The 24611-nt window shown below is 68.5% G+C and carries 17 protein-coding genes; 8 read left to right on the top strand and 9 right to left on the bottom strand.

Annotated elements, in window-relative coordinates; genetic code table 11:
• Nucleotides 1-249 precede the first annotated feature (249 nt).
• From JJ685_RS21745 to JJ685_RS21735, 3 genes are all read right to left on the bottom strand, one after another.
• The gene (locus tag JJ685_RS21745; protein ID WP_201676438.1) at nt 250-1740 is read right to left on the bottom strand and encodes a leucyl aminopeptidase; all 1491 of its coding nucleotides are present in this window, start codon (nt 1738-1740) and stop codon (nt 250-252) included.
• A gap of 8 nt (nt 1741-1748) precedes the next feature.
• A complete protein-coding gene (locus JJ685_RS21740) occupies nt 1749-3218 on the bottom strand; it encodes a RimK family protein (RefSeq protein ID WP_201676437.1) in 1470 nt (489 codons plus the stop codon).
• A 90-nt stretch (nt 3219-3308) separates the two neighbouring features.
• Complete coding sequence (locus JJ685_RS21735) at nt 3309-4199, bottom strand: LysR family transcriptional regulator (protein WP_201676436.1); 891 nt, start codon at nt 4197-4199, stop codon at nt 3309-3311.
• A gap of 104 nt (nt 4200-4303) precedes the next feature.
• Here JJ685_RS21735 and JJ685_RS21730 point away from each other — a divergent pair, with 104 nt between their 5' ends.
• Genes JJ685_RS21730 through JJ685_RS21705 form a run of 6 tightly spaced genes read left to right on the top strand, consistent with a single transcriptional unit; the run spans nt 4304 to nt 12033 of the window.
• Nucleotides 4304-6433, top strand: a complete 2130-nt coding sequence (locus JJ685_RS21730) for a 3-hydroxyacyl-CoA dehydrogenase NAD-binding domain-containing protein (protein ID WP_201676435.1) — start codon at nt 4304-4306, stop codon at nt 6431-6433.
• A 15-nt stretch (nt 6434-6448) separates the two neighbouring features.
• Nucleotides 6449-7645, top strand: a complete 1197-nt coding sequence (locus JJ685_RS21725; protein ID WP_201676434.1) for an acyl-CoA dehydrogenase family protein — start codon at nt 6449-6451, stop codon at nt 7643-7645.
• Nucleotides 7646-7649: 4 nt separating this feature from the next.
• On the top strand, nt 7650-8831 hold the full coding sequence (locus JJ685_RS21720) for an acyl-CoA dehydrogenase family protein (RefSeq protein ID WP_201676433.1): 1182 nt from the start codon (nt 7650-7652) through the stop codon (nt 8829-8831).
• On the top strand, nt 8828-10033 hold the full coding sequence (locus tag JJ685_RS21715; RefSeq protein WP_201676432.1) for a CaiB/BaiF CoA transferase family protein: 1206 nt from the start codon (nt 8828-8830) through the stop codon (nt 10031-10033). Before JJ685_RS21720 ends, JJ685_RS21715 begins: the two co-directional genes overlap by 4 nt.
• Before the next feature lie 13 nt (nt 10034-10046).
• Nucleotides 10047-11039, top strand: coding sequence for a tripartite tricarboxylate transporter substrate binding protein (locus JJ685_RS21710; RefSeq protein ID WP_201676431.1), 993 nt, complete (start codon nt 10047-10049; stop codon nt 11037-11039).
• Nucleotides 11040-11070: 31 nt separating this feature from the next.
• The gene (locus JJ685_RS21705) at nt 11071-12033 is read left to right on the top strand and encodes a tripartite tricarboxylate transporter substrate binding protein (RefSeq protein ID WP_201676430.1); all 963 of its coding nucleotides are present in this window, start codon (nt 11071-11073) and stop codon (nt 12031-12033) included.
• Nucleotides 12034-12132: 99 nt separating this feature from the next.
• On the opposite strand, the gene JJ685_RS21700 is transcribed toward JJ685_RS21705, so the two are convergent.
• A complete protein-coding gene (locus tag JJ685_RS21700; protein ID WP_201676429.1) occupies nt 12133-12849 on the bottom strand; it encodes a DUF3108 domain-containing protein in 717 nt (238 codons plus the stop codon).
• A 326-nt stretch (nt 12850-13175) separates the two neighbouring features.
• Here JJ685_RS21700 and JJ685_RS21695 point away from each other — a divergent pair, with 326 nt between their 5' ends.
• Nucleotides 13176-13421 (top strand): hypothetical protein, encoded by a 246-nt coding sequence (locus tag JJ685_RS21695; RefSeq protein ID WP_201676428.1) that lies wholly within the window; start codon nt 13176-13178, stop codon nt 13419-13421.
• 479 nt (nt 13422-13900) lie between these two features.
• On the opposite strand, the gene fdhF is transcribed toward JJ685_RS21695, so the two are convergent.
• From fdhF to oxc, 5 genes are all read right to left on the bottom strand, one after another.
• Complete coding sequence (fdhF, locus tag JJ685_RS21690) at nt 13901-16759, bottom strand: formate dehydrogenase subunit alpha (protein ID WP_201676427.1); 2859 nt, start codon at nt 16757-16759, stop codon at nt 13901-13903.
• Between the two features lie 137 nt (nt 16760-16896).
• Nucleotides 16897-18615 carry an NAD(P)H-dependent oxidoreductase subunit E gene (locus JJ685_RS21685; protein ID WP_201676426.1) on the bottom strand — a complete coding sequence of 573 codons (1719 nt, stop codon included), beginning with the start codon at nt 18613-18615 and terminating at the stop codon, nt 16897-16899.
• A gap of 9 nt (nt 18616-18624) precedes the next feature.
• The gene (locus JJ685_RS21680) at nt 18625-20769 is read right to left on the bottom strand and encodes an acetate--CoA ligase family protein (protein WP_201676425.1); all 2145 of its coding nucleotides are present in this window, start codon (nt 20767-20769) and stop codon (nt 18625-18627) included.
• A 48-nt stretch (nt 20770-20817) separates the two neighbouring features.
• Nucleotides 20818-22065, bottom strand: a complete 1248-nt coding sequence (frc, locus tag JJ685_RS21675; protein WP_201676424.1) for a formyl-CoA transferase — start codon at nt 22063-22065, stop codon at nt 20818-20820.
• Between the two features lie 46 nt (nt 22066-22111).
• Nucleotides 22112-23842 carry an oxalyl-CoA decarboxylase gene (gene oxc, locus JJ685_RS21670; RefSeq protein WP_201676423.1) on the bottom strand — a complete coding sequence of 577 codons (1731 nt, stop codon included), beginning with the start codon at nt 23840-23842 and terminating at the stop codon, nt 22112-22114.
• 130 nt (nt 23843-23972) lie between these two features.
• On the opposite strand from oxc, the gene JJ685_RS21665 reads away from it, so the two are divergent.
• Nucleotides 23973-24581 (top strand): Crp/Fnr family transcriptional regulator, encoded by a 609-nt coding sequence (locus JJ685_RS21665; protein WP_201676422.1) that lies wholly within the window; start codon nt 23973-23975, stop codon nt 24579-24581.
• Nucleotides 24582-24611 lie beyond the last annotated feature (30 nt).

Here is a 24611-nt window from a genome sequence, read left to right as displayed (position 1 = left end):
TCTAGGCTCTCGCTGCCCCGTATCGGGCCGCAGGCAAGGCGCGGGCGCGGGTCAAGCCTGGCCGGCTTGACCCGTGCACGCAACGCGGCATGCGGCCCGATACGGGGCAGCCCGGAGGGTTCGGCGCATGCGGGGCCCTCGGCGGTCGTCCAGAGTGGGTCCAGCCGGCCAGGCTGGACCCACTCTGGCCAACCACCGATCATCCCCGCATGCACCGAACGAGAGCCTAGATATTTGTGGGACAGGACACTAGGCCGTGGCGCGGCCCGCGAGGAAATGCGCCAGGAGCGCCACCGGCCGGCCCGTCGCGCCCTTGTCCGCACCGCCCTTCGAGGCCGTTCCCGCGATGTCGAGGTGCACCCAGGGGTAGCGCCGGGTGAACCGCGAGAGGAAGCACGCCGCGGTCACCGCGCAGTCGGCGTGCGAGCCGATGTTCGGCAGGTCCGCGAAGTTCGACTGGAGCGCGTCCTGGTACTCGTCCCACAGCGGCATCCGCCAGACGCGGTCCCACGCGCTTTCGCCGGCCGCGAGGACCTCGCGGGCGAGCACTTCGCTGTTGGTGAACATGCCAGTGGCGACATCCCCGAGCGCGCTCACGATCTCGCCCGTCAGCGTGGCGATGTCGATGACGGCCGCGGGCTCGTACCTCTCCGCGTAGGTGAGCGCATCGCAGAGGACGAGCCGCCCCTCCGAATCGGTGTCGAGGATTTCCACGGTCCGGCCCGACATCGTCCTCACGATGTCGCCGGGCCGCGTCGCGTTGCCGTCGGGCATGTTCTCCGCGGCCGGGATGATGCCGACCACGTCGAGCGGCAGCTTCATGAGCGCCGCCGCGCACAGGGCGCCGAACACGCTCGCGGCGCCGCACATGTCGAACTTCATCTCGTCCATCTCGGGCGCGGGCTTGATGGAGATGCCTCCCGCGTCGAACGTGATGCCCTTGCCGACGAGAACCAGCGGCCGCGCGCCGGGCGGTCCGCCGCGGTACTCCATGACGATGAGCTTCGGGGGCTGGCGGCTGCCGCGCGCGACCGCGAGGAAGCCGTTCATTCCCAGCCGCTCGATGTCCGGCTGCTCGAGGATCTCCACGTTGAAGCCCTGGCGCTGGCCGACTTCGCGGGCCTGGTCGGCGAGGTACGCGGGGGTGCAGAGATTGGGGGGCATGTTGCCGAGATCCTTGGCGAGCGCGATGCCCTCGGCGATCGCCGCGGCGCGGTGGATGGCCGCCTCGCCCGCGGCCGCATCCGCGCGATCGGCGACGTGGAAGACCGCTTTCCTCAGCGCGCGCTTCGCTGCCGGGGGGGTGCTCTTGAGCCCGTCGAAGCGATACAGGCCCTCCATGACCGCCAGCACCGCCTGTTCGATCTTCCATGGGGTGTCGCGACCCTGCACGCCGAGCTCGGTGAGGCAGATCGTCGCCTCCGCGGCGCCCGTGGCCCGCAGCGTCCGGGTCGCGCAGGAGAGCGCCCTGCGGTAGCGGCTTTCGGCGAGTTCGCCCTCGTCGCCCAGGCCGACGAGAAGCACGCGCTCGGAGTCCACGTTCGGGAGGTCGTGGAGCAGCAGCGTCGTGCCGGCTTCGCCTTCGAGGTCGCCGCGCCCCAGGATCCTGGCAATGGCCTGGCCCGATGCGGCATCGAGCTCCGCCGCCGAGGGCGACAGCCTGCGCCCCTCGTACACGCCGACGACGATGCAGCCGGTGCGCTGCCGCGCGAGGCTGCCATAGGTGATGCCGAATTCCATGGGGGCCTTCACTTGGCGGCGCCGCCTCTCGCCTCCGCGATGCGGCGCGCGAACACGCCGAGGACTTCGCGGTAGAGCGCCTCGCCGAGCACCTGGTCTTCGTTGCCCGCGTCGATGTTGGGATTGCAGTTCACCTCGATCAGGTAGACGCGATCGTCGACCTGCTTCAGGTCCGCTCCGTACAGCCCGCGGCCGATCAGGTTGGCGGCGCGCACGGCCATGTCGACCACCTGCTCGGGCGCTTCGCCCACGGCCATCGCCACCGTCTGGCCCTCGATCAGCCGCTGCCCTTCGGCGACCTGGTTCACCTTCCAGTGGCCGGGCGCCATGAAGTACTTGGCGACGAACAGCGGCCGCCGGTCGTAGACGCCGACGCGCCAGTCGAAGCCGGTCGGCAGCCACTCCTGGGCGACGATGAGCTCGGACACCTGGAAAAAGCGTTCCGCCTCGCGCCGCAGCTGCTCCTCCGATTCGATCTTGATCACGTCGAGGCCGAAGCCGCTGTCCGGCAGCTTGAGCACGCAGGGCAGGCCCAGCGTGCCCACCACCTCGTCGAGGTTGCCGCGCTGCACGATCAGCGTGCGCGGCTGCGCGATCCCGTGCCGCGTCATCAGCTCGTGCATGTACACCTTGTTCAGGCACTTGAGGATGGATTCGGGATCGTCCACCACCGGCATGCCCAGCGCTTCGGCGCGGCGCACGAACTCGTAGGTGACCCCGTTCACTTCGGGGCTGGCGCGGTTGAAGAGCCCATCGAATTCCGGCAGGCGCTCCAGGTCGCCGGGGCCGATGAGCTCCGCCTCCAGGCCCACCAGCGGCGCGGCCTGCACGAGCCGCTGCAGCGCTTCCTCGTTGGACGGCTTGTGCGCTTCGTCCCGGTCCCACAGGATCGCAAGCCGGGGCCGGTCCGTCGCGCCGCGCTTCGGCCGGGCGGGCGCCGGGTCGGCGATGAACGCCTTCGCGACCTCCAGCAGGAACGCACGGTGCTGCGGCGGAATGTCGGCGATGCCGATGGCCTCGACGGCATCGAGGCGCCAGCGTCCTTGCGCGCGGCCGAACAGTGCGCGCAGGAGGGGTGCGCGTACGCTCGCGAACAGCTTCTCGGCGAGGGCCTGGTGGCGTCGTGCCGGATCCTTCCCGAGGTACACGTCGAGCTCGAAGCGGTCGCTCTCGTCGTGGTGCAGCGTCTCGTCCACCAGCGTTTCGAGCTGGGCCGAAATCGCGCGCACGTGCGTCTCGGACTTCAGGTCCTCCACGGTCTTGACGTCGGGCAGCGGCCGTTGGCCTCGCGCCTCGGCGAGGAGCGACACGTAGTAGCCGCGCCCCTGGTAGCGGCCGGTGCGGCAGAGGTTGAGGATGCGGGCGTCGGCCTCGCGACCGCTGCCGGTCTGCGCCAGGTAGCGGCGGGCCGTCAGGACGGTGGCGCCCGGAATGTCGAACCACTCCTGGCGCTGATCGGTCACGAACAGGGTGCGCATTCCCCGATGCTGGACCGCGCGCGGCCGTCCGGGCAGTCGGCGGGCGTCGACGTCGGCTGTCAGGGGCTTGCCCGCGCCATGACAGCACCTTTAGGCCAGCGAGCGCGCCTTCTCCAGCAGGAACTCGATGCACGTGCGCACCGCGCGGATCTGGTGCCGGTCCGGCATGTACAGCAGGTACATGCTGGTGCCGAAGATGCTCAGGCGATAGTCGTCCAGCGTGCTGAGCACCTCGCCGCCGGCGATGGCGTCCTTCACCACGTAGTCCGGCACGATGCCCACGCCGAGCCCGGCGAGGATCGCCTTGCGCAGGAAGGGGAAGTGCTCGGAGATCAGCGTCGGCTCCAGGATCACGTCCTCGCGTTCGCCGCCCTGGTACGCGCGCACCCGCAACTGGCGGCCCTGCACGCCGGAGGTGATCACGGGCGTGGCGGCGAGCTGCGCCAGCTGCGTCGGCAGGCCGTGCTGCTCCGCGTACGCGCGCGAGGCGCAGGCGAGGTAGCGCACGTTGCCGAGGTCCCGAGCCACCAGCGACGGCGGCGGCTCCGCCATCACGCGGATCGCGATGTCGACCTCGTCGCGCAGCACGTCGGCGCGGTTCTCGAACAGCACGTCCAGCACGATGCCGGGGAACTGGCGCTTGAACTCGATCAGCCACTGCGACATCACCAGCTCGCCGAAGCCGCTGGGCACCGACAGGCCGACCCGGCCCTGCAGGCCCTGGCCGAAGGTGGCGATGGTTTCGCGCGCCGCAAGCATCTCGTTCTGGACCCGCCGGCCATGCTCGTAGAGGCGGCGGCCGACCTCCGTGGGCTCGACCCGGCGCGTCGTGCGCCGCACCAGTTGCACGCCGGCGTCTTTTTCCAGCTGATTCAGGTGGTAGCTGACATTGGCCCGCGTCATCCGCAGCTTGCGGGCGGCGAGGCTGAGGTTGCCGGCGTCGATGATCTCGACGAGCAGGGTGAGGGCGCCGAGGTCCATGGCGGTGTCAAAGAGAATTTGACAGTCTGTCCAGTGGCTTGGCAATTGTCAAGTCGGATTGATCGATCCAGAATCCGCTCGCGCCATCTCCAAGGGAACCCCGTATGCCAAGCTCCAGCTCGGCCGCCTCTGCCGCGGTCCGCACGCATCGCCAGGGCGCGCTCCTGGTCGCCACCATCTCCAATCCCCCCGTCAATGCCCTCAGCGCCGACGTGCGCCGGGGACTGTTGCAGGCCGTCGAAGCCGCCGAAGCGGACCCCGAGGTCCGCGCGCTGGTCCTGGCCGGCGAAGGCCGCGGCTTCATCGCCGGCGCGGACATCCGCGAATTCGGCAAGCCGGCGCTGCCTCCCAGCCTGCCGGAGGTCTGCAACCGGATCGAGGCCAGCGGCAAGCCGGTGATCGCGGCCCTCCACGGCCCCGCCCTCGGCGGCGGACTGGAAGTGGCGATGGCGGCGCACTTCCGCATCGCGCTGGCCGACGCGAAGCTGGGCCTGCCCGAAGTGCAGCTGGGGCTGATGCCCGGGTCCGGCGGCACGCAGCGCGCCCCGCGCCTGATGGGCCTGAAGCCCGCGCTGGACCTGATGCTGAGCGGCCGCCACATGGGCGCGCAGGAAGCGCTGGAAGCCGGCCTGGTCGACCGCATCGCCGAGGGCAGCCAGGCCGAGGCGGCCGGCGTGGCCTACGCGCAGTATCTTCTTGCCAGCCGCGCCGCGATCCGCCGCGCCGGCGACTCGCCGCTCGCCGCCGACATCGAGGCCGCCCGCGCGACCCTGAAGGAGATCGCCGCCGACACCGCGAAGAAGTCGCGCGGCCTGTTCTCGCCGCTGAAGATCGTCGAGGCGGTGGAAGCGGGCCTGGACCTGCCTTTCGCCGAAGCGCTGTGGAACGAGCGCCGCCTCTTCCTGCAATGCATCGACAGCCCGCAGCGCGCCGGCCTCATCCACGCCTTCTTCGCCGAGCGTGAAGTGGTGAAGGCGCCGGAGACGCGCGCCGCGAAACCACGCCAGGTCGCTTCGGTCGGCGTGATCGGCGGCGGCACCATGGGCGCCGGCATCGCCGTCGCCGTGCTCGACGCCGGCCTGTCCGTCACCATGGTGGAGCGCGACGAGCCCTCGCTCGCCCGGGGCCGCGCCAACGTGGAGAAGGTCTACGACGGCCTGGTGCAGAAGGGCCGCATGACGGCCGAAGCCAGGGCAGCCGTGCTGGCGCGTTTCGGCGGCAGCACCGGCTACGCGGCCCTGTCCGGCACCGACCTCGTGATCGAAGCCGTGTTCGAGGACATCGAAGTCAAGAAGGCCGTCTTCGCCGAACTGGATCGCGTGTGCAAGCCGGGCGCCGTGCTCGCCACCAATACCTCCTACCTCGACATCGATGCGATCGCGGCCTCGATCTCGCGGCCGCAGGACGTGATCGGCCTGCACTTCTTCTCGCCGGCCAACATCATGAAGCTGCTGGAGATCGTGGTGCCGTCGAAGGTCTCGGCCGACGTGGTCGCCACCGCCTTCGAACTGGCGAAGAAGCTGAAGAAGGTGCCGGTGCGCGCCGGCGTCTGCGACGGCTTCATCGGCAACCGCATCCTGGCGAAGTACCGGCAGGCCGCCGATTACCTGGTGGAGGACGGCGCCAGCCCCTACGACGTCGACGAGGCCGTGCGCGCCTTCGGCTACCCCATGGGGCCCTTCCAGGTGTCGGACCTGGCCGGCGGCGACATCGGCTGGGCCACGCGCAAGCGCAAGGCCGCCACCCGCGACCCGCGCGCCCGCTACGTGCAGATCGCCGACCGCATCTGCGAGCGCGGCTGGTTCGGCCAGAAGACCGGCCGCGGCTGGTACCTCTACCCGCAAGGCGCGCGCGCCGGAACCCCCGATCCCGAGGTGCTGGCCATCATCGATGCCGAGCGCCAGCGCGCGGGCGTGAAGCCGCGCAAGTTCAGCGCCGAGGAGATCGTGCGCCGCTACATGGCCGCGATGATCAACGAGGGCGCCAACGTCGTGCGCGAAGGCATCGCGCTGCGCCCGCTCGACGTGGACGTGACCTTCCTCTACGGCTACGGCTTCCCGCGCTTCCGCGGCGGCCCGATGAAGTACGCCGACAGCATCGGCCTCGACCGCGTGCTGGCCGACATCCGCGAGTTCGCGCAGGAAGACCCGCTGTTCTGGCAGCCCTCCCCGCTGCTGGTGGAACTGGTCACGCAGGGCCGCAACTTCGACAGCCTCAACCACCCCGCCGACTGAGGCAGGAGACACACCATGGACCTGACATTCACCCCCGAGGAACAGGCGTTCCGCGCCGAGGTGCAGCGCTTCCTCGCCAACGAGGTGCCCGCGCGCCTGACCGCCAAGGTGCGCGGCGGCCAGCGGCTGACCAAGGCCGACCTGGAGGAGTGGCACGCGCTCCTGAACGCCCGCGGCTGGCTGGCCAACCACTGGCCGAAGGAATACGGCGGCCCGGGCTGGAACGCGGTGCAGAAGTTCATCTTCGAGCACGACTGCGCGCTGGCCTATGCGCCGCGCACGGTGCCTTTCGGCCTCAACATGCTGGGCCCGGTGCTGATCAAGTACGGCAACGAAGCGCAGAAGCGCTACTGGCTGCCCCGCATCCTGGACGGCGCCGACTGGTGGTGCCAGGGCTACTCGGAGCCGGGCGCCGGCTCCGACCTGGCCTCGGTGAAGACCACCGCGGTGCGCCAGGGCGAGCACTACGTCGTGAACGGGCAGAAGACCTGGACCACGCTGGGCCAGCACGCCAACATGATGTTCGCGCTGGTGCGCACCGACCGCGAGGCCAAGGCGCAGGAGGGCATCAGCTTCCTCCTGATCGACATGGACTCGCCCGGCGTCGAGGTGCGGCCGATCATCACGCTGGACGGCGAGCACGAAGTCAACGAAGTGTTCCTCACCGACGTGAAGGTGCCGGTGGAGAACCTGGTGGGCGGCGAGAACAAGGGCTGGACCTGCGCCAAGTACCTGCTGACCTACGAGCGCACCAACATCGCCGGCGTGGGCTTCTCGGTGGCCGCGATGGAGCGGCTGAAGGCGGTCGCGTCGCGCGTGCGCAAGAACGGCCGCCCGCTGGCGCAGGACCCGCTGTTCGCCGCCCGCATGGCGAAGGTGGAGATCGACCTCGAGAACATGAAGACCACCAACCTGCGCGTGATCGCGGCGGTGGCCGGCGGCGGGGTGCCGGGGGCGGAGAGCTCCATGCTGAAGATCCGCGGCACCGAGATCCGCCAGGAGCTCAACTCGCTGATCCGCCGAGCGATGGGGCCGTACGCGCTGCCCTTCATCGACGAGGCGCTGGACGAAGGCTACGACGGCGAGCGGGTGGGCCCGGCCGAGGCGAGCTTCGCCGCGCTCCAGTACTTCAACAATCGCAAGCTGTCGATCTTCGGGGGCTCGAACGAGATCCAGAAGAACATCATTTCCAAGATGATCCTGGGGCTGTGACACCATGAACTTCGACCACACGGAAGACCGCCGCATGCTGGCGGACCTGCTGCAGCGCTACGTGAGCGAGCAGTACTCCATCGAGAAGCGCCACGCGATCGCGAAGTCGGCCGGGGGCTTCAGCCGCGAGCAATGGAAGCAGTTCGCCGAACTGGGCGTGATCGGCGCCCTGTTCGACGCGGAGCAGGGCGGCTTCGGCGGCGGCGGCTTCGACATCGCCGTCGTCTTCGAGGCGCTGGGCCGCGGCCTGGTGCTGGAGCCCTTCCTGCCGACGCTGCTGGCGGGCAGCGCGCTGGCGCAGGGCGGCGAGCGCTGGGCCGAGGCCGTCGCGGCGCTGATCGCCGGCGACTGCATCGCCACGCTGGCGCACGAGGAGGCCGATTCGCACTACGCGCTGCAGCGCGTCGCCACGAGCGCGCGGCGCGAGGGTGCGGACTACGTCCTGAGCGGCCGCAAGGCCGTCGTGCCGCTGGGGGCGCAGGCGGAGCTGCTGCTCGTGTCGGCGCGCACCTCGGGGGCGGTGGACGATGCGGAAGGCATTTCGCTGTTCGTGATCCCCGCCGCCACGCCGGGCCTGCGCGTGCGCGACTATCCCACCATCGACGGCGGCCGCGCGGCCGAAGTGGTGCTGGAGGAGGTGCGGCTGCCGGCCAGTGCGCTGCTCGGCCCGGAAGGCGAGGGATTCGCGCTGCTCGAGCAGGCGGTGGGCCGCGGCGTGCTGGCCCTGTGCGCCGAAGCCGTCGGCGCGATGGACACGGCCAAGGCCATGACCATCGACTACCTGCAGACGCGCCGCCAGTTCGGCAAGCCGATCGGCAGCTTCCAGGCCCTGCAGCACCGCATGGCCGACGTGCTGCTGGAAATCGAGCAGGCGCGCTCCGCCGTGATCAATGCCGCCGCGGCGCTGGACGCCGAGCGCATCGTGCGCGAGCGCGCGCTGTCGGCGGCCAAGTACAGCATCGGCCGCATCGGCACGCTGGTGGCGGAGGAGAGCATCCAGCTGCACGGCGGCATCGGCATGACCTGGGAGCTGCCGCTGCCGCACTTCGCCAAGCGCCTGGTCATGATCGACCACCAGCTCGGCGACGAGGACCACCACCTGGCGCGCTTCATCGCGCTGGGCGCGGCGCAGGAGGCCGCGTCGGCCGTGCTGCAGTCCGCGCGCGGCACGGGGGTGCCGGCGTGAGCGCTTTGCCGCTGGCCGGCGTCCGGGTGCTGGACCTGTCGCGCGTGCTGGCGGGCCCGCTGTGCGCGCAGGTGCTGGGCGACTTCGGCGCCGAGGTGATCAAGGTCGAACATCCCAAGCGCGGCGACGACACGCGCGACTGGGGCCTGCGCGTCGGCAAGACCGAAACGGCCTACTTCAACAGCATGAACCGCAACAAGCGTTCGGTCACGGTGGACCTCGCCACCGCCGAAGGCCAGGCGCTGGTGCGGGAGCTGGCGAAGCAGTGCGACGTGGTGGTGCAGAACTTCAAGTTCGGCGGCGCCGAAAAGATGGGCCTGGGCTACGAGCAGATCCGGGCTGTGAAGCCCGACATCGTCTACTGCTCCGTCTCCGGCTACGACCGGCACGGCCCCGAGGCGACGCGGCCCGGCTACGACCTGGTGATCCAGGGCGAGTCCGGGCTGATGGCCATCAACGGCGAGCCGACGCAGCAGCCGCTGAAGTTCGGCGTCGCCGCGGTGGACATGTTCACCGGCATGTATGCGGCGCAGGCCGTGCTGGCGGCGCTGTTCGATCGCCAGCGCACGGGGCAGGGCCGCCACATCGAGATGGCGCTGTTCGACAGCGGCCTGATGATCAGCGCCTACTACGGGCTCGAGGCCCTGCTGATGGAGAAGGATCCGCCGCGCTACGGCAACGCCCATCCTTCCATCGTGCCCTACGGCGTGTTCGATGCGAAGGACGGCCCGCTGATCATCGCGGTGGGCAACAACGCGCAGTTCGAGCGCTTCTGCATCGACGTGATCGAGCGGCCCGACGTCGCCGCCGACGAGCGCTACAAGACCAACCTCGTGCGCGGCCAGAACCGCGACACGCTGGTGCCGCTGCTGCTGGCCGAGATCGGCGCGCGACCGCGCAAGCTGCTGCTGGAGCGCCTGGCCGCCGTCGGCATCCCCTGCGGCGAGGTGCTGGGCCTGTACGAGGCGCTGACCTCGCCGCGCGCGGTGAGCGCGGGCCTCGTCACGCGGCAGCCGCACCCCGTCGCCGGGCAGATGCATGTGATGGCGCCCCCTTACCGCATGGACGGCGAGCGGCTGCCCGTGCGCCTGCCGCCGCCCGTGCTGGGCGAGGGCACCCGCGAGGTCCTGCGAGACCTGCTCGGTTTCGACGAACAACGCCTGGCGCAACTCGAAGCGCAGGGCGTGACCAAGACTACCTGACGGAGATTCCCAAGTGCGATCCTCTTCCCTGGCGGGGCTCACCCGCCGCGCGCTGTACCTTTGCCTGCTGCCCCTCTTCGCCGCGCCCGCGCTCGCCGCCGACGCCTGGCCCACCCGGCCGATCAAGCTGATCGTCCCCTTCCCGCCGGGAGGCCCCACCGACACCGCTTCGCGCATCGTCGGCCAGCAACTGGCCGAGCGGCTGAAGCAGCCGGTGGTGGTGGAGAACAAGGCCGGCGCGTCCGGCTCCATCGCGGCCGCGCAGGTCGCGAAGATGCCCGGCGACGGCTACACCTTCATGATGCTGGCCACGCCGACGCTGCTGGCGCCGCACATGTACAAGAAGGCCGGCTACGACACCGTGACGGACTTCGTGCCGGTGGCGACCGTGTACGACCTGCCGATCGTGATGGTGGTGAATCCCTCGTTGATGCCCACCGTGACCGACGTGCAGAAGCTGATCACGCACGCGAAGGCGCGCCCGGGGCAGATCAGCTACACCAGCTCCGGCGCCGGCAGCTTCGGCCACCTGAGCATGGAGCTGCTGAAGCAACTGGGCCAGTTCGACATGCAGCACATCGCCTACAAGGGCGGCGTGCCCGCGATCACGGACACCATCGGCGGGCAGGTGCCCATGATGTACGCGGACCTGGTCGCGGCGCTGCCGCACATCAAGTCGGGCAAGCTGCGCGCCATCGGCGTCGGCTCGCCGCAGCGGGTGTCGGTGCTGCCGGAGGTGAAGACGATCGCGGAGCAGGGCTTCAAGGGTTTCGATGCGGTGTCCTGGGGCGGGCTGCTGGCGCCGCCCGGAACGCCGAAGGACGTCGTCGAGCGCGTGAGCAGGGAAGTGGGCGAGATCCTGGCCGACAAGGTGGTGCAGGAGAAGCTGCTCAATGCCGGCGCGATCGCGAACTACCAGAAGCCGCAGCAGATGGCGGTGCGGATCAGGACCGACTACGACAAGTGGGGCAAGGTGATCCGCGACAAGGCGATCGCGGCGGAATAGAGAGTTGTCGATCCGAGGAGACAGGAAGAAGATGCAACGCCGTCATTTCACTGCCGCTGTCGCGGCGACGCTGGCCGCGCCGATGGTGCGGGCGCAGAACTGGCCGCAGCGGCCGATCAAGGTGCTCGTGGGGTATCCGCCTGGCGGCTTCACCGACGTCACCGCGCGGCTGATCTGCGACAAGCTCGGGCAGCGCCTGGGCCAGCCCGTGATCGTGGACAACAAGCCCGGCGCCAATGGCATCGTCGCGGTGGACCAGCTCGCGAAGGCGGCGCCCGACGGCCAGACCTTCGCGGTGGTGATCGCTGCGCATGCGGCTAACACCACGCTGTACAAGAAGCTGCCGTACGACCCGAAGAAGGACCTGGCGGCCGTGTCGCTGATCGGGCTGTCGCCGCTGGTGGCGGCGGTGAACAACGATGCGCCGTACAGGACGGCGAAGGACTTCATCGCTTTCGCCAGGGCGAATCCCGGCAAGATCAGTTATGGCTCGAGCGGCAACGGTTCCGCGGTGCACCTGTCGACCGAACTGCTGAAGATCCTGACCGGCACGCGCATGGTCCACATCCCGTACCGCGGCTCCGCGGCGGCTTTCACGGACCTGCTCGGGGGCCAGATCCACCTGTTCATGGATGCGGCCCAGGGCCTGATCGCGCCCGGCAAGGCCGGCAAGGTGCGGCTGATCGGCGTGGCGAGCGATAAGCGGCTGCCGGCGCTGCCGGACGTTCCGACCTTCGTGGAGCAGGGGATCAAGGGCTTCGTCGCCAGCACCTGGGCCGGCGTGCTGGCGCCGGCGGGCACGCCCGCGCCGATCGTGAAGCGCGTGTCCGACGAGATCGCGGCGATTGTGAAGATGGACGACGTGCGGGCCAAGCTCGATGCGATGGGCACGATCCCCGCGGGCAGCACGCCGGCGGAGTTCCAGGGCTTCATCGACGCCGAAACGGCCAAGTGGGGCAAGGTGATCCGCGAGGCGAACGTCTCGCTGGACTGACCGCCCTTCCTCCCTTCCCCTCCGGGGGAGGGGGCGCCCCGCCTCGGCACCACGCCTGCCCGGGTGGATCCCCGGACGACTGATCCGCACCAGGCTCGCTCACTCCTCGGCGCCCTTGACGGCCCGGCCGTTGACCGTGCCTTCCTTCAGCATGACCTGGTATTCCTTGCCGTCTTCTTCCACCTGGTGCAGGCGCACCAGCAGGTAGCCCCAGTCCCTGGCGAACCACATCACGGTCTTGCGGCTGTTCTCGGCCGGGTCGCGCACGCGTTCGACCTTGATCGCCGCGACCCATCCGGCCTGGGTGGGGACGCGCTCCTCGCCCAGCACGCGGAAGTCGTAGGTGCTGATCTCGTCGCCGTCGACCACCTGGTAGCTCATGCTCTTCTTGCCGGCGGCGACGTCCTGCTGCAGCACCAGCTGGTAGGTCGAGTTGTCCAGCATGCCGCGCTCGAGCGCGATGCGCACCGGCTTGCCGCGGTTGTTGCCGACGACCTGCTTCCCGGCCCAGTCGAACTCCTGCGCGACCTCCCTGGACCTGCCCAGGCTCCTGCGCTGGTACCGGTAGGTTTGCGGCAGGAAGGTGCCGTCGTCCACGCAGAAGGTACTGATTTCGCTGAACCGGATCACCAGCACGGCGGCCTCGAAGCTCAGTTCCCAGCATCCGTTGCCCAGGGGCTTCAGGGCGCGCCCGGAGGTCCCGCTGACCGGCACCTTTTCCGAGTCGGTGGTGTAGGTGGCGGAGAAGGGCTGCAGCTCGGCTGCCTGAAGCGGCAGGCCGAGCAATGCGAGGAGCATCGGCAGTACGCAGCGCATGGGCCGCATCTTCCCTGAGCCTGCAGGCGGGCGACAGTGGACCAAGGGGCCGCCGGAGCGGACGCTGCAGCCGCGCCTGCGTCGCAGCACGAAACCGCCGGATCGGGTACCATGGGCCGGCTGACGTTGCACAAGACCCTGCCTCTTCAGGTCCCTGGCCTGCTCGCACCTGCCGAGCCGCCGAATCTCCCATCGATGATCTTCCTGGCGCTTGCACCGCGTGGCGCGTGCGGCGCGGGCCATTGTTTTCGAGGGACATCCGACTTGACGGCCACGGCGACGACGCGAGCCTCGAGCGCTCACCTTACCCACACTAGAAGAACGATATGACGACAACCCATCATCACGCGACCGTCACGGTCGGCAAGTACCTCATCTCGCCGCTCACCAAGCTGGTGGAGGGCGGCTGGTTCGCCTGTTCCGTCTCCATCCGGGCGGGCAGCGGGCGCGGCACCACGGATCGCGTCGTGCGGCTCACGCGGATCTTCCGCGACCGCCTGGCCGCGGCCGACTATGCCCTGCAGGAAGGACTGCGCTGGGTGGCCGCCCCCGCGGCGCGCGCGGCCGCCTGAGCTCGCGCCCCTCAACAGCCGTCGCGGCAGCGGTACTGCAATCCGGTGGCCAACCTGAAGGCCACCAGCCGGGACCTTGCGACGTGCCGCCCGCAGACGAAGCAGCTCATGGTCCCGCCATAGGGGCCGGGGAAATCGGTTCCGCCCGATTTCGACTCGTACCGCAGGCCCCCGGGACGGACCTTCGTCTTTACCTCGTCGTCCTTCATGTCCGCACCTGCCATCCCGGTTGCTGGGCGGACAAGGGCTCCTGCCGCGGCGCGCTCGTACGGTCTTTCTCCTGCTGCTTCCTGCACTTCATTTCGAGATCGTGCCGCACTTTCCCGAATGCGCAATCGGGTCTGGCCAGGGTGTATCGCACAATGCCTCGCGGCCGAAATGAAAAAGGCGCCGCAGTGCGGCGCCTTCTGAAGCCCCGAGGTCCTTCGCGGGGATGAACGAGAGCAGGGCGGGTCGGACGGAAGAGCGGGCAACGCCCCTTACTTCGCCGGCGCGAACGCCTGCTCCAGCGCCTCTTCCTGCGCCTTCCGCAGGATCTGCCCACCCCCGAAGCTCACCTGCTCCGGCTCCGTCCCGCCCGGCGTCACCCGGATCGCGCAGTACTTCAACTCCGGAATCTTCGCGACCGGGTCGAACTTGTCGTTCGTCACCTTGTTGATGGCGGCCTCGTAATAGCAGAACGGCACGAACACGGCGCCGCGCGGCGAGCCGTCGTCGGCCCGGGCGTACAGCGAGACCTTGCCGCGCCGCGACTCGATCGTCACCAGCTCGCCCGGCTTCACGCCCAGCGCCGCGATGTCCAGCGGGTGGATCAGCGCCACCGGATCCGGTTCGATCGCATCCAGCACACCCGCGCGCCGGGTCATGCTGCCCGTGTGCCAGTGCTCCAGCTGCCGACCGGTGATCAGCACCATCGGGAAGGCCGCGTCCGGACGCTCCGCCGCCGGGATGATGTCCGCCGGCACGAAGCGCGCCCTGCCGCCCTCGCGCGGGAAGTCCTCGACGAACACCACCGGCTCGCCCGGGTCGCCCTCGTTGGAGCAGGGGTAGGTGACGGCGTGCTCGCGCTCCAGGCGGTCCCAGGTGATGCCGGCGATGCTGGGCATCGTGTGCCGCATCTCGTCGAACACCTCGGACACGTGCTTGTAGTTCCAGTCCAGGCCGATGCGCTTGGCGATCTCCTGGACGATCCAGAGGTCCTGCTTCGCATCGCCGGGCGGGGTGACCGCCTGCCGGCCCAGCTGCACCAGCCGGTCGGTGTTGGTGAAGGTGCCCGTCTTCTCCGGGAAGGCGCTGGCGGGCAGCACCACGTCCGCGAGGACGGCCGTCTCGGTCAGGAAGATGTCCTGCACGACCAGGTGGTCCAGCCTGGCCAGCGCCTCGCGGGCATGGTCGGCATCCGGGTCGGACATCGCGGGGTTCTCGCCCATGATGTACATCCCGTTCACCTTGCCTTCCAGGATGGCGTGCATCACCTCCACCACGGTCAGGCCGGGCTGGTCGTCCAGCGTGCCGGGCTTCAGGTTCCAGTGCTTCTCGAAGCGCGCGCGCACCGTGGGATCCACCACCTTCTGGTAGTCCGGGTACATCATCGGGATCAGGCCGGCGTCGGACGCACCCTGCACGTTGTTCTGGCCGCGCAGCGGATGCAGGCCGGTACCGGGTCGGCCGATCTGGCCCGTCATCAGCGACAGCGCGATCAGGCAGCGCGCGTTGTCGGTGCCGTGCACGTGCTGCGACACGCCCATGCCCCACAGGATCATGGAGGCGTTGGAGCTCGCATAGGCCCGCGCCACTTCGCGCAGCGTCTCGGCCGGCACGCCGCAGACCGGTGCCATCTCCTCGGGGCTGTAGCCCACCAGGTTCTTCTTCAGCTCGTCGTAGCCGATGGTGCGCGCGGCGATGAAGTCCTCGTCGACCAGGCCCTCGTGCACGATGACGTGCATCATCGCGTTGAGCATCGCCACGTCGGTGTCCGGCTTGAACTGCACGTGCCGCCAGGCCAGGCGCGACAGGTCCGACTGGCGCGGGTCCATGATCACCAGCCTGGCGCCGCGCTTGACCGCGTTCTTCATCCAGGTGGCGGCCACCGGGTGGTTCACGGTCGGATTGGAGCCGATCACCACGATCACTTCGGCCTGCGTCACGTCCATCACGGGGTTGGACACGGCGCCGGAACCGATGCCTTCCAGCAGCGCCGCCACGGACGAAGCGTGGCACAGGCGCGTGCAGTGGTCGACGTTGTTGCTGCCGAAGCCGGTGCGCACCAGCTTCTGGAACAGGTACGCCTCTTCGTTGCTGCCCTTGGCGGAGCCGAAGCCGACCAGGGCCTTGGGCCCCCTGGTGTCTCGGATCGCGGAGAGCTTGCTGCCGGCCAGCGCCAGCGCTTCTTCCCAGGTGGCTTCGCGGAACACGTCGAAGACGCGGTCCGGGTCCAGCACCATCTTCGGATCCTTGGGCACGTCGGAACGGCGGATCAGCGGGGTGGTGAGGCGATGCGGGTGGTGCGCGTAGTCGAAACCGTAGCGGCCCTTGACGCACAGGCGTCCGTGGTTGGCGGGACCGTCGCGGCCTTCGACGTAGAGGATCTTGTTGTCCTTGACGTTGTAGGTGAGCTGGCAGCCCACGCCGCAATAGGGGCAGACCGAGTCGACCTTCTTGTCGGGGACGGGCAGGGCGGCGCCGCGCGCGGGCATCAGCGCGCCCGTGGGGCAGGCCTGCACGCACTCGCCGCAGGCCACGCAGGTGGACACGCCCATCGGGTCGTCCATGTCGAACACGATCTTGGCGTGCTCGCCGCGGAAGGCCAGGCCGATCACGTCGTTGACCTGCTCGTCGCGGCAGGCGCGCAGGCAGCGCGTGCACTGGATGCAGGCGTCGAGGTTGACGGCGATGGCGGGGTGCGAGAGGTCGGCGGTGACCTGGCCGCGCGAGGGGAAGCGGGGCTTGCCGACCCCCAGCCTGGCGGACCACTGGTCCAGCTCGTTGTTGCGGGTGTACTCGGCCTCGGGCATGTCCGACTGCAGCAGCTCCAGCACCATCTTCTGGGCGCTGACGGCGCGGTCGCTGTCGGTGGTGACCTCCATCCCGGGCGTCGGCGCGCGGCAGCAGCTGGGGGCCAGGGTGCGCTCACCCTTGATCTCCACCATGCAGCAGCGGCAGTTGCCGGCGGTGTCCAGCCCGTCCTTGTAGCAGAGGCGCGGGATCTCCACCCCTTCGCGGTCGGCGACCTGGATCAGCGTCTCGCTGGCGCGAGCCTCGACCTGCTTGCCGTTCAGCGTGAACTTGACAGTGGGCGCTTCGATCTGCGCCAGTTCGGCGCGGGTGACGGCGTTCATGTTTATCGTTCCTGTAAAACCCAATACCGAACGCAGAGGTCGCAGAGGTTACGCAGAGGACGCAGAAAAAACCTTGAAAGGTATTCTTCTGTGTCCTTTGCGATCCTTTGCGTCCTCTGCGTTCGGCTGTCTTGTTTTCACGCCAGCTCGTGCGGGAAGTACTTGATCACGCAATCTACCGGGTTCGGCGCCGCCTGCCCAAGACCGCAGATCGATGCGTCGCGCATCACCTGCGACAGCTCGGCCAGCAGCGGGAGGTCCCATTTCGGTGCATTGATCAGCGCCAGCGCCTTGGCCGTGCCGGAGCGGCAGGGCGTGCACTGGCCGCAGGACTCGTCGCGGAAGAAGCGCATCAGGTTGCGCGCCGCGCCCACGGCCGAATCCTTGTCCGACAGCACCACGATCGCGGCCGACCCGATGAAGCAGCCATAGGGCTGCAGCGTGTCGAAGTCCAGCGGGATCTCGTTCAGGCTCGCCGGCAGGATGCCGCCCGAGGCGCCGCCCGGCAGGTAGGCGTAGAACTTGTGGCCGTCGGCCATACCGCCGCAGTATTCGTCGATCAGCTCCTGGATCGTGACGCCGGCCGGGGCCAGCTTCACGCCGGGCTCGCGCACGCGGCCGGAGACCGAGAAGGAACGCAGGCCCTTGCGGCCGTTCGCGCCCTTGGAGGAGAACCACTCGGGGCCACGCTCGACCAGTTCGCGCACCCAGTAGAGGGTCTCGAAGTTGTGCTCCAGCGTCGGGCGGCCGAACAGGCCGACCTGGGCCACGTAGGGCGGACGCAGGCGCGGCATGCCGCGCTTGCCTTCGATCGACTCGATCATCGCGGACTCTTCGCCGCAGATGTAGGCACCGGCGCCGCGGCGCAGCTCGATGCGCGGCAGCGACTTGGCGATCGGGTCGGCCTGCAGGCGCGCCAGTTCCTGCTCCAGCAGGGAACGGCAGCCGTGGTATTCGTCGCGCAGGTAGACGTAGATGGCGTCGATGCCCACCGCCCAGGCGGCGACCAGCATGCCTTCCAGGAAGCGGTGCGGATCGCGCTCGAGGTAGACGCGGTCCTTGAACGTCCCGGGCTCGCCCTCGTCGATGTTCACGGCCATCAGGCGCGGCGCGGGCTCGTTGCGCACGATGCGCCACTTGCGGCCGGCCGGGAAGCCGGCGCCGCCCAGGCCGCGCAGGCCCGAGGCCTCCATCACCTTGATCACCGACTCGACGTCGCGCTTGCCGCCCAGGCACTCGGCCAGGAGCTTGTACCCGCCCGCCGCCTTGTACTGCGACAGCCCCATGTAGCCCTCGGGCTCGTGCTTCGTGCTGCCCTCCGTGAGCGCCTCCTTCACGCACTCCGCGACCTTCTGGGTCGTGGCGCAGGCCACGGGCTTCTGGCCCACGGCCACGGCCGGTGCCTGTTCGCAGCGGCCGATGCAGGGTGCAGGGATCACGCGCACGTCGCGGCCCAGGATGGCGGGCAGCTTCTGCAGCAGCTGCTGCGAGCCTGCCATCTCGCAGGAGAGGCTGTCGCACACGCGGACCGTGAGGGCCTCGGGCGCTTCCTCGCCTTCCTTGACGATGTCGAAGTGGTGGTAGAACGAGGCCACCTCGTACACCTCCGACTGGGCCAGCCGCATCTCCTGCGCCAGGGCGGAGAGATGGGCCGCCGAGAGGTGGCCGAAGTGGTCCTGCAGCTTGTGCAGGTGCTCGATCAGCAGGTCGCGCTGGCGCGACGCGTCACCGAGCAGCTGCCGCACTTCGGCCAGGGCCGAATCCGTGGGCTTGCGGCCCTTGGGACCCTGCCGCTTGCGCTCCCGCAAGGGGAGCGCGGCGGCCGCGGCGATCGGGATGACGCGTCGACCCGACATCGCTTCTCCTTACTTCAGCAGGCCCGCGGCGCGGGCCCACTTGTACTTGGCCCCCAGCACTTCCACCGGCAGTTCGGTGGAGTAGGCGTAGGCGGGGATGCCGTTCTCGTACAGGTACTGCGCCGCTTCCTCGACTTCCACGTCGCCGGCGAGCGAGGCGACGACGGGCTTGACCTTGCCCTTCTCCTTCATCTCGTTGACGACCTGCACCATGTTGCGGGCGAAGACCATCGGAGGCGTGACGATCGTGTGCCAGTAGCCCAGGATCAGGGCGTGGATGCGGTCGTCCTCCAGGCCCAGGCGCACCGTGTTCACGTAGGTGATGGGCGGCTCGCCGCCGGTGATGTCCACCGGGTTGCCGGCCGCGCCGAACGGCGGGATGAACTTGCGGAAGGCGGCGTCCAGGTCCTCGGGCATCGGCTTGATCAGCTTCAGGCCGTTGTCGACGCAGGCGTCGGACAGCAGCACGCCGGAGCCGCCGGCGCCGGTGATGATCACCACGTTCTCGCCCTTGGGCGTCGGCAGGATCGGCACGCCGCGCGACAGCTCCAGCATCTGGCGCAGGCTGTTGGCGCGGATCACGCCGGCGCTGCGCAGGATGTCGTCATAGATCTTGTCGGTGCCGGCGACGGCGCCGGTGTGCGACGCGGCGGCGGCGGCGCCCATCTCGGTGCGGCCGGCCTTCAGCACGATCACGGGCTTCTTCTTCGAGACGCGCCGGGCGACCTCGGCGAAGGCACGGCCGTCCTTCAGGTCCTCGCAGTGCTGGGCGATCACCTTGGTGTTGTCGTCCTGCTCGAAGAACAGCAGCAGGTCGTCTTCGTCGATGTCGGACTTGTTGCCCAGGCCGACGATCGCGGAGACGCCCATCTTGGCGGAACGCGAGAAGCCGATGATGGCCATGCCGATGCCGCCGGACTGCGAGGACAGGGCGGTGGAGCCCTTGACGTCGTAGGCCGTGCAGAAGGTGGCGCACAGGTTGGCCGGCGTGTAGTAGAAGCCGTAGATGTTCGGCCCCATCAGGCGGATGTTGTACTCGCGCCCGATGCGCTGCAGTTCTTCCTGGCCTTCGATGTTGCCCGTCTCGCCGAAGCCGGAGGGGATCAGCACCGCGCCGGCGATCTTCTTCTCGCCGCACTCCTTCAGGGCGCCGGCCACCAGCTTGGCGGGGATGGCGAACACGGCGGTGTCGACCTCGCCCGGGATGTCCTTCACGCTCTTGTAGGCCTTGATCCCCATGATCTCGGCTTCCTTCGGGTGGATCGGGTAGATCGTGCCCTTGTAGCCGCCGTTGATCAGGTTCTTCATCACCGAGTTGCCGATCTTGCCGGCCTCGTTGGAAGCGCCGATCACCGCCACCGCCTTCGGCTGCATGATCCGCTTCATGGACGTGACGACGTCCTTCTCTTCCGGGCGGAAGCGCGCCGGCTTCTGGTCGAAATTCAGCACGATGCGCACGTCGGCCGCGATCGCGCCCTCGTCGGACGCGAACACCGGGTTCAGGTCCATCTCGGAGATCTCGGGGAAGTCGGAGACCAGCTGCGAGACGCGGACGATCGTGTCCTGCAGCGCCTCGCGGTTCACCGGCTTGGCGCCGCGCACGCCCTTCAGGATTTCCGCGGCCTGGATGCCGTCCAGCATGGAGGCGGCGTCTTCACGCGTCGCCGGCGCCAGGCGGAAGGTCACGTCCTTCAGCACTTCGACCAGCACGCCGCCCATGCCGAAGGCGACCAGCTTGCCGAAGCTGCCGTCGGTCATCGCGCCGATGATGGTTTCCTGGCCGCCCTTGATCATCTGCTGGACCTGCACGCCGACGATCTTCGCGTCGGCCTTGTACTTCCTGGCGTTGGCGATGATCTGCTCGTAGGCGGTGGCGGCGTCGTCGGCGCTCTTCACGCCCACCACCACGCCGCCGGCTTCGGTCTTGTGCAGGATGTCGGGGGAGACGATCTTCATCACCACCGGGAAGCCCATGGAGGAGGCGGTGCTCATGGCCTCCTTGGCGCTGCTGACGACGGCTTCCTTCGGCACGTTGATGCCGTAGGCGTCGCAGATCTGCTTGCCTTCGGGCGCGGTCAGCGAGTCGCGTCCGTCCTTCTTCACCGCATCCAGGATCGCGCGGACCTTCTGCTTGTCGCCTTGGAAGTTGGCCATGTGTTGCCCCTTGATAAGTTTGGTTTGTCTCTCTCGGATCCCGGCCGGTCAGATGACCTTGGCCGCGCGCAGTTCTTCGATCTGGTCGGGCTTGTAGCCCAGTTGCGCCAGCACTTCTTCGGTGTGCTCGCCCAGCAGGGGAGAGCGCTTCACCTCGGTTTCGCTGTCGGACATCTTGATCGGGTTGCCCACCGTCAGGTACTTGCCGCGGGTCGGGTGGTCGACTTCCACCACGGTGCCGGTGGCGCGCAGCGCCGGCTCCTCGGCGATCTCCTTCATCGACAGGATCGGGCCGCAGGGAATGTCGTACTTGTTGAGGATCTCCATCGCCTCGAACTTGGTCTTGGTCTTGGTCCACTCCTCGATGCGGGAGAAGATCGTCTTCAGGTGCGGCAGGCGCGCCTTCGGCGTCGCGTAGCTCGGGTCGGTGATCCAGCTCTCCTCGCCGATCACCTTGCAGATGGCGGCCCACACCGGCGCCTGCGTGATGAAGTAGATGTAGGCGTTGGGATCGTGCTGCCAGCCCTTGCACTTCAGGATCCACCCCGGCTGGCCGCCACCGGAGGCATTGCCCGCGCGGGGCACGGCGTCGCCGAACTCGCCTTCGGGGTATTGCGGGTACTCTTCCATCACGCCCTTGCGCGCCAGGCGCTGCTGGTCGCGCAGCTTCACGCGGCACAGGTTCAGCACGGCGTCCTGCATGGCGGCCAGCACCTTCTGGCCGCGGCCGGTCTTCTCGCGCTGGAACAGGGCGGTCACGATGCCCAGGCACAGGTGCAGGCCGGTGCCGGAATCGCCGATCTGGGCGCCGGTGACCAGCGGGGGGCCGTCGTCGAAGCCGGTGGTGGAGGCGGCACCGCCCGCGCACTGGGCGACGTTCTCGTACACCTTGCAGTCCTCGTAGGGGCCGGGGCCGAAGCCCTTGACCGAGGCCATGATCATGCGCGGGTTGATCTGCTGGATGCGTTCCCACGAGAAGCCCATGCGGTCCAGCGCGCCGGGGGCGAAGTTCTCCACCAGCACGTCGCACTGCTTGATCAGCTCGATGAGCACTTCCTTGCCCTTGGGGTTCTTCGTGTCCAGGGTGATGGAGCGCTTGTTGTGGTTCAGCATGGTGAAGTACAAGCTGTCCACGTCCGGGATGTCGCGCAGTTGGCCACGCGTGGCGTCGCCTTCGCCCGCCTTCTCCACCTTGATCACGTCGGCGCCGAACCACGCCAGCAGTTGCGTGCAGGTGGGACCCGATTGCACGTGCGTGAAATCGAGGATCTTGATGCCGTCGAGTGCTTTACCCATTGTGAGCTTCCTCAGGAGTTTTCGAAATCGTTGCGACGCCGGCGGATCACGCGGTCTTCTTCTTCGCCGCCGCCGGATTCAGGCTCGTGATGCGGCCCGACTCGGTGCCCGCCGTCTCGTCGATGATCGCGTTGATCAGCGTCGGCCGGCGCGAGGCGATCGCTTCCTTCAGGGCGCGATCGAGTTCCTCGGGGTTCTTCGCGACCACGCCGACGCCGCCGAAGGCCTGCATCATCTGGTCGTAGCGGGCGTTCTTGACGAACTGCGTGGGCGCCATCGCGTCGCCGCGCGGGTTGACGTCGGTGCCCTTGTAGATGCCGTTGTTGTTCATCACGACCACGCACACCGGCAGCTCGTAGCGGCAGATCGTTTCGACTTCCATGCCGCTGAAGCCGAAGGCGCTGTCGCCTTCCACCGCGATGACCTGCTCGCCGGTGATGGCCGCCGCCGCGACGGCGAAGCCCATGCCGATTCCCATGATGCCCCAGGTGCCCACGTCGAGGCGCCTGCGCGGCTCGTACATGTCGACGATGGAGCGGGTGAAGTCCAGCGCGTTGGCGCCCTCGTTCACCAGGTAGGCCTTCGGGTTCTCCTTGACCGTGTTCTTGATGACGTTCAGCGCGCTGTGGAAGTTCATCACCGGCGGGTTCTTCGCCAGCGTCTCGGCCATCTTGGTCAGGTTCTTGTCCTTGCGCTCGGCGATCGCGCCCGTCCAGTCGGACGGCGGCTTGCTCCAGCCGGAGGCGATGGCGGTGTTGAGCGCGGAGATGCAGGAACCGATGTCGCCCACCAGGGGCGCGGCGATGGCGACGTTGCTGTCGGCCTCCGTCGGCGAGATGTCGATCTGGATGAACTGCTGCTTGCCTGCTTCCTTGGAGGCGCCGGCGCCCCAGGTCTTGCCCTTGCCGTGCGACAGCAGCCAGTTCAGGCGCGCGCCCACCAGCATCACCACGTCGGCTTCGGCCAGCACGTAGGAACGGGCGGCGGAGGCGGACAGGTTGTGGTTGTCGGGCAGCAGGCCCTTGGCCATGGACATCGGCAGGTAGGGGATGCCGCTCTTCTCGACGAAGTTCTTGATCTCGGCGTCGGCCTGCGCGTAGGCGGCGCCCTTGCCCAGGATGACCAGCGGCTTCTTCGCGCCCTTCAGCAGGTCGACCGCGCGCTTGATCGCGTCCGGCGCGGGAATCTGCTTCGGCGCCGGGTCGACGACCTTGATCAGCGACTTCTGGCCCGCTTCCTTGTCCATCGTCTGCGCGAACAGCTTGGCGGGCAGGTCCAGGTACACGCCGCCCGGGCGGCCGGAGACGGCGGCGCGGATGGCGCGGGCGATGCCGACGCCGATGTCCTCGGCGTGCAGCACGCGGAAGGCGGCCTTGCACAGGGGCTTGGCGATGGCCAGTTGGTCCATCTCCTCGTAGTCGCCCTGCTGCAGGTCGACGATCTCGCGCTCGCTGGAGCCGGAGATCAGGATCATCGGGAAGCAGTTGGTGGTGGCGTTGGCCAGCGCGGTGAGGCCGTTCAGGAAGCCGGGGGCCGACACGGTGAAGCAGATGCCGGGCTTCTGGGTGATGAAGCCGGCGGCGGCGGCGGCGTTGCCGGCGTGCTGCTCGTGGCGGAAGGAGATGACCTTCAGGCCGTCCGCCTGCGCCATGCGCAGGAAGTCCGTGATCGGGATGCCCGGCAGGGCGAAGATCGTGTCGATGTCGTTGAGCTTCAGGGCGTCGATGACGAGATGGAAGCCGTCGGTCGTTTCGCGATCCTGCGTTTCGGTGGTCATGGTGAATGCGTCCAGTGAAGGTCCGGGTTTCGGGAGTGCGAGAATGGTAGAAGTCGCCCTCGGCAAACCCTCTTGACTGCGGTCAATTTTCGAAAAAATGCATTGAGGGGAATCCCTCGGTGCCGAATCCATGTCCTCGATAGAACAACATCCAGAACGCAATGTGATCCGGGTCCAGCTGGCGCATAACGTGGTGCTCAAGGGCATGACGGCGGCGCAGATGGCAGAGCTGGAACCGCTCCTGGTCGTCGTCGATTGCCAGAAGGGGGAAGCGCTGCTGAACCAGGGGGTCCACGAGATGGAGCAGTACTTCATCCTCGAAGGCATCCTCAAGCGCGTGGTGAGCAACCGCGAGGCCAAGGAGATGATCCTGCGCTTCGCCGACGAAGGGCAGATGGAGACGAGCTACGCCGCCTGGCGGCTCGGCACCCCGGCGCCCTACAGCATCGTGTGCGTGACCAAGGCGCGGGTGGCCAAGCTGCCGCTGCGCGACTGGGTCGCCTTCATCGAGCGGCACCCGGGCCTGAAGCAGGTGTTCGAGTACGACGTGATGTACGTCATGAGCGAGATCATGGCGCACACGATCACGCTGCACCTGCTCGATGCGCCGGGGCGCGTGAAGCGCTTCTTCCGCAAGCATCCGGAGCTGGAGGAGCGGCTGCCGAAGAAGGAAACGGCCTCCTACCTCAACCTTTCCGCGGAAACGCTGAGCCGGCTGAAGTCGCGCGGAAAGATATGAATCCCTCCCAATGAAAAAACGGGCGCCGAG

The sequence above is a fragment of the Ramlibacter monticola genome (genome assembly GCF_016722785.1).
Lineage (GTDB): Bacteria > Pseudomonadota > Gammaproteobacteria > Burkholderiales > Burkholderiaceae_C > Ramlibacter > Ramlibacter monticola.
The sequence above is the reverse complement of the archived record's forward strand: the minus strand, read 5'-3'. Positions and strand labels throughout refer to the sequence as shown.

What these genes read in the sequence shown, in the direction of transcription:
- JJ685_RS21745 (WP_201676438.1), bottom strand. Translation starts at nt 1,740, where the DNA reads ATGGAATTCGGCATCACCTATGGCAGCCTCGCGCGGCAGCGCACCGGC.
- JJ685_RS21740 (WP_201676437.1), bottom strand. Translation starts at nt 3,218, where the DNA reads ATGCGCACCCTGTTCGTGACCGATCAGCGCCAGGAGTGGTTCGACATT.
- JJ685_RS21735 (WP_201676436.1), bottom strand. Translation starts at nt 4,199, where the DNA reads ATGGACCTCGGCGCCCTCACCCTGCTCGTCGAGATCATCGACGCCGGC.
- JJ685_RS21730 (WP_201676435.1), top strand. Translation starts at nt 4,304, where the DNA reads ATGCCAAGCTCCAGCTCGGCCGCCTCTGCCGCGGTCCGCACGCATCGC.
- JJ685_RS21725 (WP_201676434.1), top strand. Translation starts at nt 6,449, where the DNA reads ATGGACCTGACATTCACCCCCGAGGAACAGGCGTTCCGCGCCGAGGTG.
- JJ685_RS21720 (WP_201676433.1), top strand. Translation starts at nt 7,650, where the DNA reads ATGAACTTCGACCACACGGAAGACCGCCGCATGCTGGCGGACCTGCTG.
- JJ685_RS21705 (WP_201676430.1), top strand. Translation starts at nt 11,071, where the DNA reads ATGCAACGCCGTCATTTCACTGCCGCTGTCGCGGCGACGCTGGCCGCG.
- JJ685_RS21700 (WP_201676429.1), bottom strand. Translation starts at nt 12,849, where the DNA reads ATGCGCTGCGTACTGCCGATGCTCCTCGCATTGCTCGGCCTGCCGCTT.
- JJ685_RS21695 (WP_201676428.1), top strand. Translation starts at nt 13,176, where the DNA reads ATGACGACAACCCATCATCACGCGACCGTCACGGTCGGCAAGTACCTC.
- fdhF (WP_201676427.1), bottom strand. Translation starts at nt 16,759, where the DNA reads ATGAACGCCGTCACCCGCGCCGAACTGGCGCAGATCGAAGCGCCCACT.
- JJ685_RS21685 (WP_201676426.1), bottom strand. Translation starts at nt 18,615, where the DNA reads ATGTCGGGTCGACGCGTCATCCCGATCGCCGCGGCCGCCGCGCTCCCC.
- JJ685_RS21680 (WP_201676425.1), bottom strand. Translation starts at nt 20,769, where the DNA reads ATGGCCAACTTCCAAGGCGACAAGCAGAAGGTCCGCGCGATCCTGGAT.
- frc (WP_201676424.1), bottom strand. Translation starts at nt 22,065, where the DNA reads ATGGGTAAAGCACTCGACGGCATCAAGATCCTCGATTTCACGCACGTG.
- oxc (WP_201676423.1), bottom strand. Translation starts at nt 23,842, where the DNA reads ATGACCACCGAAACGCAGGATCGCGAAACGACCGACGGCTTCCATCTC.
- JJ685_RS21665 (WP_201676422.1), top strand. Translation starts at nt 23,973, where the DNA reads ATGTCCTCGATAGAACAACATCCAGAACGCAATGTGATCCGGGTCCAG.